Here is a 17702-nt window from a genome sequence, read left to right as displayed (position 1 = left end):
CCTTATGCTGGCGCGTGTTGCGGCCGCAACGCCTCCGGCTTTCGATGGGAGCGCGCCGCTCAGAACCGCTCCAGCCGCCGCCTCACCTTCTCCAGAAAGGCCGCGCGCGAGGCCGGCGTCGAGCGGTCCATGTCGTAATGGGCGAGATAGAGCGTGCGGCTGCGCTTCGCGCACAGCGCCCGCATGCCGCGCAGGATCGTCTTGCGGCCGGGCTGGCCGATCAGGAACGACCACAGCCGCGGCGCGCCGCAGGTGGTGACCACGCCGATGCGGGTTATGTGGGAGATGCGCGAGACGATCCGGCCGCCGTCGCTGGCGAGGTCGAAGGCGACCCCGGTCGCCCAGACGCGGTCGAAGAATCCCTTCAGCATGGCCGGCAGGCCGTACCACCAGGTGGGATAGACGAACAGCACCGCCTCCGCCCATTTCAGGTGCTCGACATACGGCACGAGCGCGGGGTCGGCGGGCGGGCCGTCATTGTAGCCACGCCGCTCGTCGCAGGTCATCACCGGATCGAAGCCCTCGGCGTAGAGGTCGACCAGGCGGAGCTCGTCGCCGCGGCGGCGGAACACCTCCAGCGCCGTGTCGCGCAGGGCGGCGCAAAAACTCTCCGGCACCGGGTGGCAGTAGACGACCAGCATCCGCATCAGAACGCATCCATCCTGGCTGCCACCTTGCGCATGAAGGCCGCGCGCGAGGCCGGCGTGGAGACGTTCATGCCGTAATGTGCGAGGTAGGAGACCGAGGCGCCCGGCCTCACCATGGCGCGCAGCACGCGCGTCACCAGCTTTCGCGGCGGGTCGCCCATCAGGAAGGCATTGAGCCGGCTTCCGCCATAGCTGGTGACGGCGACGACCCTGCGGATGTCGTGCAGCGCCGGCCTTACCACGCCGTCGACCAGCTGGAAGCTGACGCCCGGCAGGAAAACGCGATCGAGAAAGCCTTTCAGGATCGCCGGATAGCCGAAATTCCAGACGGGATAGCACAGCACCAGCCCCTCCGCCGCAAGCAGCCGCTCGGCATAAGGGTGGATCGGCTCGCCAGGGTGGCGGGGATCGTGATAGGCGAGACGCTCGGCGGTGCTCAGGCGCGGCTCGAAGTTTTCGGCGTAAAGGTCGCAATCGTCTACGTTATGGCCGTTCGCCCGCAGCCGCTCCACGATCGTCCGGTGCAAGGCGGCGTTAAAACTCGTCGCGACCGGATGGGCGTGGAGGACGAGGATGGTCATGGACGGTTCTTTCCCTCCCCCTCGAGGGGAGGGTCGATCCGCGAAGCGGATTGGGCTGGGGGCGTTGCCGCCTGTCTCGGCGCTCCTCCACGTCGAGCGGAGACGGCCGCGGAGGTTTGCCGGCGCAAGGTCTTGCGCACCTTGGCGTAGAGCGCTGCCGCGACGACCCCACCCGGCCGCTTCGCGGCCACCCTCCCCTTGAGGGGGAGGGAGGGCGTTGTGCTCTTCATCGCTCCAGCCCCTTGAATAGGAATGTTTTCCCTGACCGGTAGTCGTAACCCGGATTCTCCCAGGCGATCATTTTTCCCGGGTTGAGCAGGCCCTGCGGGTCGGCCCGGCGCTTGAAGGCGAGCTGGATCTCGTCGGTCTGCTTCATGCCGCCCTCCTCCAGCGTGTAGCGGTGCGGGTTGAAGATCGGGCAGCCATTGTCCTCGTAGAGGCGGACGATCTCGTCCAGCCGCTGCTCGGTGGTGAACTTCACCAGCGGCAGGCCGAAGCAGGTGATGTTGCCGTCGAAGCGCACGAATTCGAGATGCGAGGTGACCTCGGGGAACAGGCCGTCGACCCTCTCCACCAGGTCGAGCTGGTGGGGGAAGGGATAGAGCGACTGCAGGTAGGTGATGGACGGGTCGACGCGCAGCGCCCTCAGCGTCGTGTGGTTCCAGGCGAGCTCGTAGGCGGGCGGCAGGCCTTTCCTGTCCTCCACCAGCGAGGCGTCGAAGATCACCTTGCCCCTCTCGCGCCGGGTGAAGGCGCGGAAAGCGTCGAGCGCGTGCGGCGCCACCATGCAGACGACGACGCTCAGGCCTTCGTGCAGGAATTTCTGATGGCGCTTGAAATAGAGCCAGGGCGCGGGCGCGGCGACCGGCGTGATCAGCTTGGTCAGGATGCCGTCCTGGCAGGCGAGCGCATTGCCGTAGCGGGCGGCGTCGGAAAACCGGTCGAAGCCGACGATGACGTCGACCCAGTCATAGGCGGCGGCAAGCGGCATCTCCACCTCGGTGATGATGCCGTTGGTGCCGTAGGCGTGGGTGACCTTGTGCAGGTCCTCGCCGCTCAGCTCCAAAACCTTCGGATCGGCTTCCATGGTGACGACGCGCAGCCGGATGACGTTGCCGAAATCGCGCAGGCCGCCGAAATTGATCGAGCCGACGCCGCCGGAGCCGCCGGCGATGAAGCCGCCGATGGAAGCGGTGTTATAGGTCGAAGGATGCAGGCGAAGCTCCTGTGCCGAATGGGCTTTCGTCGCCCGGTCGATATCGGCGAGGATGGCGCCCGGCCCGCACACCACCCGGCCGGGCGCGATGGCGCGGACCTCGTTCATCTCGGCCAGCGACAGCACCACGCCGCCAGACAGCGGCATGGCCTGGCCGTAATTGCCGGTGCCGGTGCCGCGCGGCGTCACCGGAACGCCGTGCGAAAAGCAGGCGGCGAGCACGCGGACCACCTCGGCCTCGTCCTTCGGCGAGACGATGAGATCGCCGGTTACATGCTCGAGCTGCCGCTTCAGCACCGGGCTGTACCAGTAGAAGTCGCGGCTCCTCTGCTGGACGATCGCCGGATTGTCCTCGATCCTGATGCCGTCGAGCTCGCGTTTCAGGGCTTCGATGTCCATGCGCTTCCCATCAGCTCGTCGAGTTCGCAATAGTCCGGGATGCTGCGCTCGATCGCCCGCCCGTCGCGCACCACGATGCGGTCGGATTCGGGCCGCGACAACAGTTCCGTCCAGCTCCTGCCCTTGAAGATCACCAGATCGGCTGGAGAGCCGACGGCGAGCCGGCCCGCATCGACGCCCATGATTTCGGCCGGCGTCGCCGCGACCGTCTTCGGCCAGTCGCCGACGGGATGATCGAAATGCAGGATGCGCGTCGCCATGCGGTAGACCTCCAGCATGTCGAGGTCACCATAGGCGTAGAACGGATCGCGCGTGTTGTCTGAGGCGACGGCGACGGGAATGCCCCGCGCCTTCATCTCGTGCAGCAGCGTCACCCCGCGCCAGCGCGGCGTGGTGCCGTCGTGCCGGCGGTCCTGCAGGAAAAGATTGCACATGGGCAGCGACACCACGGCGATGCCTGCCGCGGCGACCTTGTCGAGCGTTTCCAGGACCTCGCCGTCCGGCTGGCGCGACAGCGCGCAGCAATGGCCGACCAGGATTTTTCCCCCGAAGCGGTGTCTGAGGGCAGCCTCGGCAATCCTGCGCAGCGACACGGCGGCGAGATCGCCGGTCTCGTCGGCGTGGAAATCGAGGTCGAGGCCGAATTCGATCGCGGTGCGGAAGACGCGGTCGAGCAGTGGCTCCAGATCGGGCAGCATGTAGGTGACGGCGCCGAGCACGGCTTTTGCCGCCGCCACGCGGCGCGCCAGCGTCTCGAACCAGGCCGCCTCGCGGACGCCTTCGATGCCGATCAGGCTCGCCGCCTGCAGGTCGATGCGGCCACGCCACTCGTCCCGCATTTCTTCGAAGACCGGCCAGGAAATTGTCTCCTGCGGCGCGACCGAGTCGAGATGGGTGCGCAGGGCCTTGGTCCCATGCGCATAGGCGGTGCGCAGCGAGAAATCCATGCGGCGGGCGACGTCGGCGGCGTTCCAGTGCACCAGCCGGTCGGCGCCGACGGCGCCGAGCGCGCCGGCGAAGGAGCCGTCGGGATTGGGCATGCGCGGCCAGATATGGCCCTTGTCGACATGGGTGTGGCAGTCGACGAAGCAGGGCAGCACGATCCGGCCGGCGAGGTCGATGCTGCGCGGCGGCGCCGGCCGCTCGCCGCGGGCGGCGATGCCCGTGACCTTGCCGTCGGCGATGGCGATGTCGACCAGCGCGAAGCCGTCGCGGTCGAACGGCCCGTCGAGGCCGGGCGTCAGCGAGCCGTGCAGCCGGGCATTGCCGAGCACGTACCAGCCGGAGGTGGGAATGAGGAGGTCGGTCATGCTGGCTGCCGCAAGGACAGGCCGCGTCCCTTCGCACCCCCCTCTGTCCTGCCGGACATCTCCCCCGCAAGGGGGGAGATTAGCCGGCCGCGTGTGCTTCGCAAATCACCAGCGCGGTAGGAGAAGCGCCCAGAGCGGAACTGCAAATCTCCCCCCTTGCGGGGGAGATGTCCGGCAGGACAGAGGGGGGGGCGACGAAGCGCAGGCCAACAATTGTCCACTCTCATCATCACCGTTCCGCCGACAGCGCGCTTTCGTGCCAGCGCCGCAGGGCGAGGTGCGACACCAGCGACAGCGCCAGGAAGATCAGGATGCCTGTGAGCGAGATCAGGAACAGCGCGGCGAACAGGCGCGGCGCGTTCAGCCGGTAGCCGGCCTCGATGATCCGCGAGGCGAGCCCCGACGACTGGCCGGACGCGCCCGCGACGAACTCCGCCACCACCGCGCCGATCAGCGACAGGCCGCCGGCGATCTTCAGGCCGCCGAGGAAATAGGGCATCGCCGCCGGCAGCTTGAGCAGTCGCAACTGCTGCCAGCGCGAGGCGCCGTTGAGGCGGAACAGGTCGAGCAGGTTGCGGTCGACGGAATTCAGGCCGAGCGTCGTGTTGGAGAGGATGGGGAAGAAAGCGACGATCCATGAACAGAGCAGCAGTTTCGCGGTCTGGTTGTCGACATAGATGTTGATCAGCGGAAAGATCGCCACGATCGGCGTCACCTGCAAGACGATGGCGAAGGGAAAGAACGACATTTCCACCCATTTCGACTGGGTGAACAGGATCGCCAGGCCGACGCCGCCGAACACGGCCAGCAGCAGACTGAGGAAGGTGATGCGCAGCGTCACCAGCAGCGACGAGAACAGCAGCGCCCGGTCGGTTATCAGCGTCGCTGCGACCACGCCCGGGCGCGGCAGGATGTATCGCGGGATCTCGTTCCACACGCAGAGGCGGTCCCACAGCCACACGGCGGCGACCATGATGAGGATGGGCAGCAGCCACCGGCCGACCCTTTCCAGCCGGGCGCCGCGGGCGCGCCGCGCCTCCTCGGGATCGAGCGCGAGGGCAGCGGAGCGCCGTTCTTCAACGGCCGCCATTGCGCGCTCCCGCCGGGGCTTGGTTGATTGCTCCGAGCAACACGTCGGAGGCCTGCCGGCAGAGCGCGGCATAATCCGGCGAGGTGCGGAACGCCTCGCTGCGCGGCTGCGGCGTCTCCACGGCGATCTCGTCGAAGACGCGGCCCGGCCGCGCCGCCATGACGGCGATGCGGCTGGACAGGAACACGCTCTCGAACACGCTGTGGGTGACGAAGACCACGGTGAAGTGCTGCTCCTGCCAGAGATCGAGCAGGTCGTCGTTGAGGCGAAAACGGGTGATCTCGTCGAGCGCGGCGAAGGGCTCGTCCATCAGGAGGAGCCGCGGCTTCGTGACCAGCGCCCGCGCGATCGAGACGCGCATCTTCATGCCGCCGGAAAGCTCGCGCGGCATCGCCTTCTCGAATCCCGTGAGCCGCACCCGCTCCAGCAGCGTACCGACCGCCGATGCCGCTTCGGCGCGCGAGCGGCCGCGTAGCCTGAGCGGCAGCCAGACATTGTCGAAAACATCGGCCCAGGGCAGCAGCGTCGGCTCCTGGAAGACGAAGCCGACGCAATCCTCGCCGAGCGCCTTGCGCCAGTCGAGCGTACCCGAGGTCGGCGTCGTCAGGCCGGCGATCAGCCTGAGCACCGTCGACTTGCCGCAACCCGACGGTCCGAGCAGGCTGAGGAAGTCGCCCTGGCGGATGGTCAGGTCGACATCTGCCAGCGCGGTGACGCCGTTCGAGAAGGTCTTGCCGACATTGCGCAGGATCAGCAGCGGCTCGCCTTCGTCGTCCGGCATCGGGCCGTCACGCTTCATTCCGGCCGTCGATACCGTCATCGTGGCATTCTGATCCGCTTCCCGTCGCGATGCAGCGGCCCTACTGCTTGAGATCGAGCCCCACGCCCTTGTTCACGAACTGCAGCGTGTAGGACTTCTTGATGTCGATGCCTTCCGGCAGCACCTTGGCCTTGACCATCTTGTCGTAAAAACTCTGGATGTGCTCGTCGGTCATGGCGCCGATGCCGAGCTTTTCGGCATCGCCGGAATCGACGATGCCGAACTTCTTCATCTGCGCGATCGAGAAGGCGATCTGCTCGTCGGTGATGTCGGGATTGTCCTTCTTGATCATCTCGTTGGCGGCCTTGTTGTCGCCGTAAAGATAGCTGTACCAGCCCTTGGCAGAGCCATCGACGAAGCATTGGACCACCTCGGGGCGCTCGTCGATCGTCTTCTGCATCGCCTCGATCGTCGTCGCATAGGTGTTGTAGCCGTAGTCGGCGAGCAGGAACTGGTTCGGCACGAAGCCGCCCTCCCTCTCGATCGCAAAAGGCTCGGAGGTGACGTAGCCCTGCTGGATCGACTTCTTGTTGGCGAGGAACGGGGCCGGATTGAAGGTATAGGGCACGCGCCTGGAGACGTCGAAGCCGTATTCGGTCGCCATCCACAGGAGGAAGCTCTGCGCCCCCTCGTCGCCGATGATGTACTGCTCGGCCTTGGGCAGTTCCTCCCACGTATCGAGGCCCTGCCCCGGGTGCGACATGACCACCTGCGGCTCCTTCTGGAAGGAGGCGGCGACGACGCGCAGCGGGATGTTCTGGGCGACCGCGTCGAACGCCTGCTGCAGATTGCCGCCCATGTAGAAGTCGATCTTGCCGGCAAGCAACAGCGGCCGGCCGCTGACCTGCGGGCCGCCCTGCTGGATGGTGACCTCGAGGCCGCAGGCGGCGTAGGTACCGTCGGCGACTGCCTGGTAGTAGCCGCCATGCTCGGCCTGGGCGAGCCAATTGGTCATGAAGGTGACTTTCTCGGCGGCAACAGCGCCATAGGCCGACGCGGCAAGAGCCGCGAGCGCGACCGAGATTTTCGCGAGATTTCCGTTCATCGACACCACCCCTCGTCGGCCGCGCATGCCGCGCGGCACTGCTGCAATCCGTCAATCCGCGATGCAAGCCGCATGCCACTGCCGACCCGCAGACGCCGCCGGCGGCGGACACTGAACAAGCGCTCGTGCCCTGCCCTCGCGCGACGCATCGTGCATAATTTGCGAGCGCCTGTCCACGGTGCCCCGCGCCTGTGCAGTCCCCCTGCCCTACCCGCCGAACACCGTTTGCCGGTCTGTCCCGGCCTATTTCTCCGGAAAGTCGGGCAGGCTCTTGAAGGCGTTCTTCAGGGCGTCGGACCAGCCTTCCGACACCGTGCGGTAATACGGATCGTCCTGGCCGATGCGCTTCTGCACGCCGACCTTGTACTTGTTCGCCTCGTAGAACAGCAGGTCGAGCGGCAGGCCGACCGACAGGTTGGAGCGCAAGGTGGAATCGAAGGAGACGATGAGCAGCTTCACCGCCTCGGCGAAGCTCATGGCACGGTCGTAGGTCCTGACGATGATCGGCTTTCCGTATTTGGTCTCGCCGACCTGGAAGAACGGCGTGTCGTCGGTCGATTCGATGAAGTTGCCTTCGGGATAGATCATGAACAGCCGCGGCTCGGAGCCGCGGATCTGGCCGCCGAGAATGAAGGAGGCGTTGAAGTAGCTGTCCGCCTTCTGGCCGGCCGGGCTCGAATCGTGGATGACCTCCTTCACCGTGTCGCCGATCAGCTTCGCCGTCTGATACATGGACGGCGTCTCCAGCACGGCGGCCTTGCGCTCCTCCAGCGGCTTGGCACGGCCGTTGAGCAGGCTGATCACGTTCTGCGTGGTGGCGAGATTGCCGGCCGACATCAGCACGACGACGCGCTCGCCCGGCCGCTCCCACACATGCATCTTGCGGAAGGTCGAGATGGAATCGATGCCGGCATTGGTACGGGTGTCCGACATGAAGACGAGCCCGCGTTCGATCTTGAGGCCGACGCAATAGGTCATAAGCGTGATTCCGCGTAACGTTCGCGGGGATTACTGCTCCACCGTGATGTGGACCGCAAGCGCTTCCGCCGCCTGTCCCAGCCGAATGCCGGAAACCGGCATCGCCTCGCGGTAGTCGCGCCCGACCGCCAGGCGCACGTAGCGCTCGTCCGGCGAGATGCGGTTGGCGACGTCGAATGCGACCCAGCCGAGCGCCTCGACATGCGCTTCCGCCCAGGCGTGGCTGGCGACCTGGTCGACCGTGCCGTCGAGCAGCAGGTAGCCGCTGACGTAACGGGCGGGATAGCCGAGCCGGCGAGCGGCGGCGATGAAGACATGCGCCTGATCCTGGCACACGCCCTTGCCCAGCGCTATCGCTTCCTCTGCATTTGTGCCGGCGTGGGTGGAGCCGGGCACGTATGCGACCTTATCGGCGACGGCGTCCATCAGCGCGTGCAGCCTGTCGACCTCGCTCGCCGGCGCGACCGCGTCGGCCAGCGCAGCGATGCCGTCCGCCGCCACGGTCAGCGCGGTCTCGCGGGCGAACAGCCAGAGCGGCGCAAACCCCTGATGCGGGCCGACGATGCCGGAGGTGTCGAAGGTCTCGACGATGCCGCCGGCTTCCACCGACACGCCGTGCGGCTCGCCCTCGACGCTGACCAGCCGCGTCTCGTTGCCGAACTGGTCGGCGAAGCGGACCTCTTCGCGCGCGCCTGCGATTTCGAGGGCCCAGGACACCACCGCCTGCGTCGGCCCGCTCTGCGGCACTAGGCGCAGCCGCTGCAGCCCGTACTGGACCGGTACGTCGTAGCTGTATTCCGTGCGATGGGTGATCTTCAGCCGCATCAGTAGAACCGATAGCTGCGGGCGACCTCGTCGCCGAGGCGGTTGTTGTCCTGGATGAAGGCGGTGAGGAACTCGTGCAGTCCTGAATCGAATATCTGCTTGATCGTCGCGCCCTTCAGTTTCGCCGTCGTCGCGGCCAGCGTGTCGTGGCAGGCGTGGCGGATGCCGTAGGCTTCCTCGAGATAGCGCAGGCTGTCGGCCAGGTTGCGGTAGCAGAAGGCGAGCGAGCGCGGCATGCGGGCGTCGAGGATCAGGTATTCGGCGATGTTGGTCGGCCGGTAGTCGGCCTCGTACACCCAGCGGTAGGAGCGGTGCGCCGACACCGAGCGCAGGATCGATTCCCACTGGTAGTTGTCGAGCGACGAGCCGACCCAGTGGATCGACGGCAAAAGCACGTAATATTTGACGTCGAGAATGCGCGCCGTGTTGTCGGCACGCTCGATGAAGGTGCCGAGCTGGGCGAAATCGAAGATCTCGTTGCGCAGCATGGTGCCGTGGAAGGTGCCGCGGATCTGTGCGGTCTCCCGCTTGATGGTGTCGAGCACGCTCGGCAGGTCGCGCTCGTCGACCGGCCTGGCCAGCACCCGCCTCATCGCCATCCAGGCTTCGTTGATGCTCTCCCAGGTCTCGCGCGTCAGCGCCGTGCGCACCATGCGGGCATTGCCGCGCGCCGTCTCGATCGAGGCCAGCACGCTCGAGGGATTGGTGACGTCGCGCAGCAGGAAGTCGGCGACGGCGGTGGCAGAGACCTCCGGATGGCGGTTGCGGAAGGCGACGTCGCAGCCGGCGCTGACGACGACGGAGTTCCACTCCTCGGCCGAGCTCGCCGTGCGCGTCAGCGCCATGCGCAGCCCGGCGTCGAGCAGCCGCGCCATGTTCTCCGCCCGCTCGATGTAGCGGTTCATCCAGTAGAGGCCGTTGGCGGTGCGACCGAGGAGCATCAGGCGGCTCCGCGAGGTGAATGGTGAATGGTGAATGGTGAATGGTCGCGAGTTCGCACGAGATTAAGGACCGTCATGACGCCAGCCAGTTTTTTCTAGGCACCAAACCATTCACCATTTCACCATTCACCATTCACCCTAGTCATCCAACACCCACGTATCCTTCGTCCCCCCGCCCTGCGAGGAATTCACCACCAGCGAGCCCTCCTTCAGCGCCACGCGCGTCAGGCCGCCGGGCACGATCTGGATGCGGTCGGAGACCAGCACGAAGGGGCGGAGATCGACATGGCGCGGGGCGAGGCCGGCATCGGTGAGCACCGGGCAGGTCGACAGCGACAGGGTCGGCTGGGCGATGTAGTTGGACGGCCGCGCGGCGAGCTTTTTGGAAAACTCCTCGCGCTCCTTCTTGGTCGCCGCCGGGCCGACCAGCATGCCGTAGCCGCCGGAGCCGTGCACCTCCTTCACCACCAGCTCGGCGAGGTGCTCCTGGACGTATTTCAGGCTGCCCGGCTCCGAGCAGCGCCAGGTCGGGATGTTGCCGAGGATCGCCTTGCGGCCGGTGTAGAACTCGACGATGTCGGGCATGTAGGAATAGATCGCCTTGTCGTCCGAGATGCCGGTGCCGGGTGCGTTGGCGATGGTGATGTTGCCGGCGCGGTAGACGTCCATGATGCCGGGCACGCCGAGCGCCGAATCCGGGTTGAAGGTGAGCGGATCGAGGAAGGCGTCGTCGACGCGGCGGTAGAGCACGTCGATCCGCTTGTAGCCTTGGGTCGTGCGCATGGCGACGTGGCCGTCGACCACCCTGAGATCCTGACCCTCGACCAGCTCGACGCCCATCTGGTCGGCGAGGAAGGCGTGTTCGAAATAGGCGGAGTTGTAGAGGCCGGGGGTGAGCACCGCGATGGTCGGCGTGCCCTTGACGCCGTCCGGTCGGACGGCGGCCAGCGACTGGCGCAGCAGCTTCGGATAGTCCTCGACCGGCCGCACCTTCACGCGCTGGAACAGCTCGGGAAAGAGCTGCAGCATCGTCTCGCGGTTCTCCAGCATGTAGGACACGCCCGACGGCGTGCGCGCATTGTCCTCCAGCACGAAGAAGTCGTCCTCGCCGGTCCGCACGACGTCGACGCCGATGATGTGGGTGTAGACGCCGCCGGGCGGCCGCACGCCGATCATCTCGGGCAGGAAGGCGGCGTTGTTGGCGACCAGCTCCTTCGGCACGCGCCCGGCGCGCAAAATCTCCTGGCGGTGGTAGATGTCGTCGAGGAAAGCGTTGAGCGCCTGCACGCGCTGCTCGATGCCCTGCGTCAGGCGCCGCCATTCCTGGCCGGAGATGATGCGCGGCACGATGTCGAAGGGGATCAGCCGTTCCGCGGCTTCCGCCTCGCCATAAACGGCGAAGGTGATGCCGGTCTTGCGGAAGACGCGTTCGGCGTCGCGTGTCTTTTCCGACAGCCTGGCGGTGTCCTGTTCCCTCAGCCAGCTGTCATAGCCGAAATACGGTCTGCGGATGCCGGACTTGTCCGGCGACATCTCATCGAACGCAACCAAGCGCGAACTCCCCTGTGACCGCATTTCAAATGGCCCCGCGCGGAAAAGCAAGCGCAATCGGAGGCTTGCGGCGCTTGCGTGGGCAGTTTCGGCGAAACGCCCAAGAACAAGGCAGTTTGCCTCGCCGCCTGCGGACACTTTCGGCACGCGGACGGAGGAGATTCGCGGCGATCGTGAAACCACCGGGGCGGATTCGGCGTATACTCGGCAGGGGCCGGCGGAGCTGCCGGGCGCCGTACGGCCGCGAGGGGATTTTCCGCATGCGCAGCATTCCCGCAGCACTGATGAGCCTGCCGTTCATCGCCGGCGCAGCATTCGCCGGCGAGGCCGAGGTCAGGGCGGCACAAGGCACGATCGAGGCACAGATCGGCGCGTTCCGCGGCGGAGACAATGCCGCGGCCTACGGGCACGCGGCCCCCTCCATCAAGCGGATATTTCCGACGCTGGAGTCCTTCATGGGAATGGTGACCGGCGCCTACCAGCCGGTCTACAGGCCGCGCAGCTTCGCCTTCGGCAAAGCGCAGGAGGCGGGATCGGCGATCGCCCAGCAGGTGATGATCGTCGGCCCCGACGGCAGGGACTATGAAGCGCTCTACACGCTCGAACTGCAGCCCGACGGCCGCTACCGCATCACCGGGGTCAGCCTGAAGGCCTCCAACGCGCTCAGCATGTAGAATTTCAGAGTCTTTTGGTATTGCGGAAAAGACACCACGACGCAAAGGCCCGTCGATCCTTGACGGGTGCAGCAAGGAAGCCGGAGATTACGATATCTGCACTGCCGATATCCGCCTCGACATCGGATTTCAGCAATCTCGCATGCGGATCATAATCAGCTTCATGTCGCTTATGCTGCATTTCGGCGAACTTGGCGGCAAAATCGACGATCGGGCTGGGGAACCTGGTCATCCCCTTCTTGTCTTCGCAGGCAGCCCTTGCCGCGCCGTGCGAAAGTGCCCGGTATACTTCCACCCACGCCTGTCTGCTCCTCACCGATCCATCGCCACCAATGAACAGGTCGGCACAGGAGCGGGCAAGAGAATGGAACATCGCATAGTAGACGGTGCTGCACGCGCGCCGCAGTTGCGCCTGCGAGGGGCGGCCCGGACCGCTTGCGACCAGGAGCCTTGCAACCTCTAAAAAGTCATCTGGATTCAGCTATTTTTCCCACCTCCGAAGTCGCAACGTAGTAGAAGACAGGAAATCGGTCGTCACCCATCTTTTCCAATCGGCCCCGAACGTTGCGCATCACGTTCACGGTTTCCTGTGCATCGATGATGCTGGATTTGCTTTCATACACTACGTGAACCCGAATTATTTCGTCCCCGTCAGACCCCGTACCTGACTTTACGGCAACATCGGTGACCTTGCCGCTGTGAACTTGCTCGCGGACAACTTTTTCAATCTCCGATTTCAAGCGGCTGTCTGAGATCATAGCCGCATCTCCGTCTTGCTCACTTCGAGGAATCATCCTGCCGAACCAACCGCAAGTCAACTATGTCACAGGCGCGTCGATCGCCGGACGCCAAATTACGTCGCTTCTTTGATGTTGCTTCTTTGTTTTCCGTTGTTCCCGCTGGCTCCTCACGCCGCGTTGGAGTGCGCCTCCTTGTCGAGCAGCATGTAGTCGAGCGGCAGCTCGGTCGTGTACTTGATCTGCTCCATGGCGAAGGACGACGACACGTCGCGGATCTCGATCTTGGCGATCAGCCGCTTGTAGAAGGCGTCGTAGGCGGCGATGTCGGGCACGACCACTCGCAGCAGATAGTCGACGTCGCCGCTCATGCGGTAGAACTCGATGACCTCGGGAAACTCCTGGATAACCTCGGAGAAGCGCCGCAGCCATTCGTGGCTGTGCGAATTGGTGCGGATCGACACGAACACCGTGACCCGGGCATTGATCTTTTCGGGGTCGAGGACGGCCACCCGCCGCCGGATGACGCCTTCCTCCTCCAGCTTTTGGATGCGCCGCCAGCACGGCGTCGTCGACAGGCCCACCTTTTTTGCGACGTCGGCAACGGCGAGCGTGGAATCTTCCTGCAACAGGCGAAGGATTTTGCGATCGAGGCGGTCCATGGGTCGCTCCGGGAGAAAAATATTCCACGCAACCTATCATTCCGCCACAGCGGCACAAGGAAGATTTTTGCCCGCCAAGGCGTTTCGGGAAACGCACATTGCGCCGGCGTCAGCCAAGTCGCATCGCGATTTGCGTGCGCAGGAAGGGCAGCAGCTCGGCCGCGAACCAGGGATTGCGCTTCATCCAGCCGGTGTTGCGCCATGACGGATGCGGCAGCGGCAGGATTTTCGGCGCGGCCGATGCGGCGAAGATGGTGCGCCAATCCTCGACCGTCTCGGTGAGCGAGCGTCGCCGGCTCGCGCCCATGTGCCAGGCCTGCGCATAGAGGCCGATCGCCAGCACCAGCTCCAGTTGCGGCATCAAGGCCATCAGCCGCTGCCGCCATTCGAGGGCGCATTCGCGGCGCGGCGGCAGGTCGGCGCCGCGCGCATCCTGTCCGGGAAAACAGAAACCCATCGGCACGATGGCGAAATTCCCCGGGTCATAGAAGGCGTCTCGCGCGACGCCGAGCCAGTCGCGCAGCCTGTCGCCGGACGCGTCGTTGAAGGGAATTCCGGTCGCATGCACCTTGGTCCCCGGCGCCTGCCCGGCGATCAGGATGCGCGCCCTGGTGGACGGCACCAGCACCGGGCGCGGCTTGTGCGGAAGCGCACGGCCGGCGGGACGTTCAAGGCAGAGGCGGCAGGCGCGGATGTGTCCGGCGAGGCTGTCGAGATCGGCGTTCGCGTGGGTCGGCATTGTCCGTATTTGCAGCTTTCTCTTGCGATTTCCAGCACTCGACGTCTCCCCTGATCCGATCAAGGAACCGAGACAGCCCTGTCGCTTCAACCGGTCTTTCCGGACAGCCAGCCGGAGCGAAAGGCAAGCTCCGCTACAAAGATCACGCCGCCCTGCTCGTCTCGCACACTCACCCGGAAGGTTCTTTCCTCACCGTCGGGCAGGTCCTCGCGGGCCATGTCCGGCAGCGCCTCTATGGCCGCTCGCCTCACATGCTCCAAAGTTTCGATATCAAGCCCGACGTCGTCGCGGAAAGGTTCCACGCCGTCATGGGTGTCGAAGTAGTATCGGGACATGGAATGACCTTTTGGCTTGCTGCTCGACCAAAAAGCTTTCCGATGCCGTTGAGTTCCTGTCATGCTCTATGCGCTTGGCCCGGCCAGTCGGTCCCACAGGACCAGGGGGTTAAAATCCGACCGGTCTCAAGCTCCCGCGCTCGGGCGTGCCTTCAGTGCCCGATACCAGCGCTGCACGTTCTCGAGTTCTTCCGGAATTGCGATCCGGGCCGGCTTGGTGAAGTCAAGCGCCACCAGGCCGGTGATGTCGGCGATGCTGAAGTCCTCGCCTGCCGCGAACTCGTGCGACGCAAGATGCGTGTCGAGGATCTTCATGAACTCGACCGCCTTCGGACGGTTCATCTCGCCCCATTCAGGAAGTTGCGGCACCTCCCAGTCCTTCATCGCCGGGTGGGTGTGGCGGAAGGCGAAGGAAACCGGCAGATAGAAATTGAGCTCGATGCGCCGCTGCCACATCTCGACCAGCGCCTTGCCGAGCGCGCCCCGGCCGAACAGCGCCGGTTCGGGATGAAGCTCCTCGAAATAGCGGCAGATCGCCACCGATTCGGTGAGCACGGTTCCGTCGTCCAGTTCCAGTACGGGCAGGCGCTGCAGCGGGTTGCGCGCCGTCAGCTCCTCGCCCTTGTGGCCGAGCGCGCCCATGTCGACCGGCACCAGCGGCACCGCGATGCCCTTCTCGGCGAGAAAGATCCTGACCCGGCGCGGATTGGGCGCGCGGCCGCCGTCGAACAGTCTCATCCGGTCTCCTCCGTTTGCAATCCGATCAGCCCTTAAAACAGGACGAGATTGGCCATTCCGCGGCGATCAGCCAAGGTGGAATATTTGCCTGAGCCAGTTCCACAGCGCGCCAAGCCGATCGTGGTCGACCTCGGCCATGCTGCCATGGGTGTCGCGCCAGTGCCGGGGCCGGTCGAACTCGCCCGCCCACAGGCCGCGCCCGGCCCGTCGCGCCGACAGCTCCTCGTCCTCGAAATCGCCGAAGGCGACCGCCCAGCCCTCCTCCACCAGAGTTCGGTTGAGCTCGGTCGACCCGGCCGAGCAGGTGCCGAGCAGGCGGCCGAACTTGTCGCGCTGCCAGCCGGAGCAGGCGACCGGCTGGTTGCCGATCAGCGTGCGCAGCCGCTGCCGCGCCTGGCGGCCGCAGGGATAGCTCTTGCCGTCTCTCATGCAGCTCTGGGTGAATTCGGGGGCGTCGATGCCGCGCAGCCTGATCTTCTCCGTGCCCACCGTGATCGTATCGCCGTCGTTGACGACCACCGCCCCGCTCAGGCGGCGCGTCTCGACGCGGTCCAACCGCGCCGCCAGAAGCGCCAGCAGCCCGAGGATCGCCACGGCCAGCAAAAGATCGAAAAACCTGCGCAACAGGCTACGCCGGGCTCGCGGCCGTGGCCTCCTAGCGCGCGCCGGCCATGACCGGCTCATATGGCAAACAGTCCATTAATCATTCGCAACTAGCCTGCCGTCTGGTTTCAGCACGCGAAAAATCCGAATCGGAATGTCGCCGACGCACAGCACCACGGCTGACAAGATCATTGTGGATCGGCGCAAACCGCATCGCAACAGCGAGGTGGCGCAGGCCGTGCGCCGCATGCGCGACCGTCTGGTGCAGCGGCCGGGCAGCATCGGCTTCGACCGGGAACTTTTGAAGCTGCATGCGCGCTCGACGATCTTCTGCGCGACCGCCGTGCCCGTGCTGGTGCTGCTCATCGCCATGGGCGGCCTTGCCGTCGGCATGAGCAGGACGATCGCCGTCTGGGCACTGATCACCGTCGCTTGCTATGCCGGGCTCCTGCTGATCGCACGGCGGGTCGACCGGACGGCGTCCGGCGACGTGGATGTCGGGCGGACCAGACGCGCCTTCCTGGCCGCGCATTTCGCCTCGGGGCTCGGCTGGGCCTATCTGATGACGCTCAGCTGCGACGAATGCGGCGTCGAGCAGTTTCCGGTGGTCAAGGCGGTGCTGCTGCTGCTTGCCGTCGCCGCCACGGCGCTGATCGCAGCGTCATTGCGCGGCGCTCTGGTCGCCACCTTCGCCCTGCCCGTCTTGCTCTACGTGCTGATCGGCGCCCGGCTGTCCCAGCCGGTGGACGCGATCATGGCAGGGCTGCTGGTGCTCGCCCTGCCCTTCTTTTCCTACATCTCCGCCCACATCAACAAATCGTCGCTGATGCTGCTGTCGTTCCGCACCGAGAAGGACGCCCTGATCGCCGAACTGGAGACGGCCAAGGCGATGTCCGACGAGGCCCGCCACCGTGCCGAGGAGGCCAACCTCGCCAAGTCGCGCTTCCTCGCCTCGATGAGCCATGAACTGCGAACGCCGCTGAACGCCATCCTCGGCTTCTCCGAGGTGATGGGCAGCGAGGTGCTTGGTCCGATGGCCAACCACACCTATCGCGACTACGCCCACGACATTCACTCGTCCGGGCAGCATCTTCTGACGCTGATCAACGAGATCCTCGACCTGTCGCGCATCGAGGCCGGGCGCTACCAGCTCAATGCCGAGCCGCTGTCGCTCGTCCAGACGGTCGAGGACTGCTGTCACATGATGACGCTGAAGGCGCGCGGCAAGGACATCCGCATCGTCGAGGAATTCGAGCCGGGCATGCCGCGCCTCAACGCCGACGAGCGGGCGGTCCGCCAGATCGCGCTCAATCTTCTGTCGAACGCGGTGAAATTCACCGCGACGGGCGGCGAAATCCGCGTCCGGGTCGGCTGGACGGCCGGCGGCGGGCAATATCTGTCGGTGAAGGACAATGGCCCCGGCATCGCCGAGGACGAGCTTCCGGTCGTGCTGTCGGCCTTTGGCCAGGGCGCCATCGCCATCAAGAGCGCCGAACAGGGTACCGGCCTCGGCCTGCCGATCGTGCAAGGGCTGATCGCGCTGCATGGCGGCAGCTTCGACATTTTCTCCAAGCTGCGCGAAGGCACCGAGGTGCTGGTGACCTTCCCGGCCGCCCGGGTGATGGAGAAACTACCGGCGATGCCCGCGCCGGGCCGGGCCGTCGCGGGGCGGAAACGGTGAACCCCAGGGGAATCGCTTCAGGTTAATTCTGGGTCTGCCTGAGGAGGGTTTCGAGGTAGTGCTGATTGAGGTTTGCCTTTTTGCGTCTGACCTTGAGGCTGTGCTTGTCGTTTGCGGCGCGCACCATGTT

General features: G+C 65.6%; 20 protein-coding genes. 2 read left to right on the top strand and 18 right to left on the bottom strand.

The window, feature by feature from the left end; translation table 11 throughout:
- Positions 1-59: 59 nt before the first annotated feature.
- The 11 genes from C7I84_RS11845 to C7I84_RS11790 form a co-directional block, all read right to left on the bottom strand.
- Positions 60-647: an NAD(P)H-dependent oxidoreductase gene (locus C7I84_RS11845; protein ID WP_106772407.1), complete on the bottom strand. Its 588-nt coding sequence runs from the start codon at positions 645-647 to the stop codon at positions 60-62.
- Positions 647-1228, bottom strand: coding sequence for an NAD(P)H-dependent oxidoreductase (locus tag C7I84_RS11840; protein ID WP_106772406.1), 582 nt, complete (start codon positions 1226-1228; stop codon positions 647-649). The genes C7I84_RS11845 and C7I84_RS11840 overlap by 1 nt, the downstream gene beginning before the upstream one ends.
- 226 nt (positions 1229-1454) lie before the next feature.
- Positions 1455-2843 (bottom strand): FAD-binding oxidoreductase, encoded by a 1389-nt coding sequence (locus tag C7I84_RS11835; RefSeq protein WP_106772405.1) that lies wholly within the window; start codon positions 2841-2843, stop codon positions 1455-1457.
- Complete coding sequence (locus C7I84_RS11830; protein WP_106772404.1) at positions 2825-4153, bottom strand: cytosine deaminase; 1329 nt, start codon at positions 4151-4153, stop codon at positions 2825-2827. Before C7I84_RS11830 ends, C7I84_RS11835 begins: the two co-directional genes overlap by 19 nt.
- Positions 4154-4382: 229 nt before the next feature.
- Positions 4383-5243 (bottom strand): ABC transporter permease, encoded by an 861-nt coding sequence (locus C7I84_RS11820; RefSeq protein ID WP_106772403.1) that lies wholly within the window; start codon positions 5241-5243, stop codon positions 4383-4385.
- Positions 5230-6042 (bottom strand): ABC transporter ATP-binding protein, encoded by an 813-nt coding sequence (locus C7I84_RS11815; RefSeq protein ID WP_106772543.1) that lies wholly within the window; start codon positions 6040-6042, stop codon positions 5230-5232. Before C7I84_RS11815 ends, C7I84_RS11820 begins: the two co-directional genes overlap by 14 nt.
- A gap of 61 nt (positions 6043-6103) precedes the next feature.
- Positions 6104-7108 (bottom strand): ABC transporter substrate-binding protein, encoded by a 1005-nt coding sequence (locus C7I84_RS11810; RefSeq protein ID WP_106772402.1) that lies wholly within the window; start codon positions 7106-7108, stop codon positions 6104-6106.
- Positions 7109-7351: 243 nt separating this feature from the next.
- Positions 7352-8086, bottom strand: a complete 735-nt coding sequence (locus C7I84_RS11805; RefSeq protein ID WP_106772401.1) for a proteasome-type protease — start codon at positions 8084-8086, stop codon at positions 7352-7354.
- Between the two features lie 30 nt (positions 8087-8116).
- The gene (locus C7I84_RS11800; RefSeq protein WP_106772400.1) at positions 8117-8911 is read right to left on the bottom strand and encodes a transglutaminase family protein; all 795 of its coding nucleotides are present in this window, start codon (positions 8909-8911) and stop codon (positions 8117-8119) included.
- A complete protein-coding gene (locus tag C7I84_RS11795) occupies positions 8911-9852 on the bottom strand; it encodes an alpha-E domain-containing protein (RefSeq protein ID WP_106772399.1) in 942 nt (313 codons plus the stop codon). The genes C7I84_RS11800 and C7I84_RS11795 overlap by 1 nt, the downstream gene beginning before the upstream one ends.
- 138 nt (positions 9853-9990) lie before the next feature.
- Positions 9991-11403 carry a circularly permuted type 2 ATP-grasp protein gene (locus C7I84_RS11790; protein ID WP_165816052.1) on the bottom strand — a complete coding sequence of 471 codons (1413 nt, stop codon included), beginning with the start codon at positions 11401-11403 and terminating at the stop codon, positions 9991-9993.
- A 260-nt stretch (positions 11404-11663) separates the two neighbouring features.
- Here C7I84_RS11790 and C7I84_RS11785 point away from each other — a divergent pair, with 260 nt between their 5' ends.
- Positions 11664-12077, top strand: a complete 414-nt coding sequence (locus C7I84_RS11785) for a DUF4864 domain-containing protein (protein WP_106772397.1) — start codon at positions 11664-11666, stop codon at positions 12075-12077.
- Between the two features lie 4 nt (positions 12078-12081).
- Here C7I84_RS11785 and C7I84_RS11780 read toward each other — a convergent pair whose 3' ends face one another.
- From C7I84_RS11780 to C7I84_RS11750, 7 genes are all read right to left on the bottom strand, one after another.
- Positions 12082-12450, bottom strand: a complete 369-nt coding sequence (locus C7I84_RS11780) for a hypothetical protein (protein ID WP_106772396.1) — start codon at positions 12448-12450, stop codon at positions 12082-12084.
- 94 nt (positions 12451-12544) lie between these two features.
- Positions 12545-12835 carry a hypothetical protein gene (locus C7I84_RS11775; protein ID WP_106772395.1) on the bottom strand — a complete coding sequence of 97 codons (291 nt, stop codon included), beginning with the start codon at positions 12833-12835 and terminating at the stop codon, positions 12545-12547.
- A gap of 149 nt (positions 12836-12984) precedes the next feature.
- Positions 12985-13476, bottom strand: coding sequence for an Lrp/AsnC family transcriptional regulator (locus tag C7I84_RS11770; protein ID WP_106772394.1), 492 nt, complete (start codon positions 13474-13476; stop codon positions 12985-12987).
- A 109-nt stretch (positions 13477-13585) separates the two neighbouring features.
- A complete protein-coding gene (locus C7I84_RS11765) occupies positions 13586-14215 on the bottom strand; it encodes a uracil-DNA glycosylase family protein (RefSeq protein WP_106772393.1) in 630 nt (209 codons plus the stop codon).
- A gap of 86 nt (positions 14216-14301) precedes the next feature.
- Positions 14302-14613, bottom strand: coding sequence for a DUF6894 family protein (locus C7I84_RS30330; RefSeq protein WP_207770996.1), 312 nt, complete (start codon positions 14611-14613; stop codon positions 14302-14304).
- Positions 14614-14676: 63 nt separating this feature from the next.
- Positions 14677-15288 carry a glutathione S-transferase gene (locus tag C7I84_RS11755; protein ID WP_106772392.1) on the bottom strand — a complete coding sequence of 204 codons (612 nt, stop codon included), beginning with the start codon at positions 15286-15288 and terminating at the stop codon, positions 14677-14679.
- Between the two features lie 66 nt (positions 15289-15354).
- On the bottom strand, positions 15355-15912 hold the full coding sequence (locus C7I84_RS11750) for a thermonuclease family protein (protein ID WP_342587162.1): 558 nt from the start codon (positions 15910-15912) through the stop codon (positions 15355-15357).
- Between the two features lie 133 nt (positions 15913-16045).
- Here C7I84_RS11750 and C7I84_RS11745 point away from each other — a divergent pair, with 133 nt between their 5' ends.
- Positions 16046-17572, top strand: coding sequence for a sensor histidine kinase (locus C7I84_RS11745; protein ID WP_106772390.1), 1527 nt, complete (start codon positions 16046-16048; stop codon positions 17570-17572).
- Positions 17573-17702 lie beyond the last annotated feature (130 nt).

It is taken from the genome of Kumtagia ephedrae (assembly GCF_003012745.1).
Taxonomy (GTDB): Bacteria; Pseudomonadota; Alphaproteobacteria; order Rhizobiales; family Rhizobiaceae; genus Kumtagia; species Kumtagia ephedrae.
Note: the sequence above shows the minus strand (reverse complement) of the source record. Positions and strands in the feature narration are given on the sequence as shown.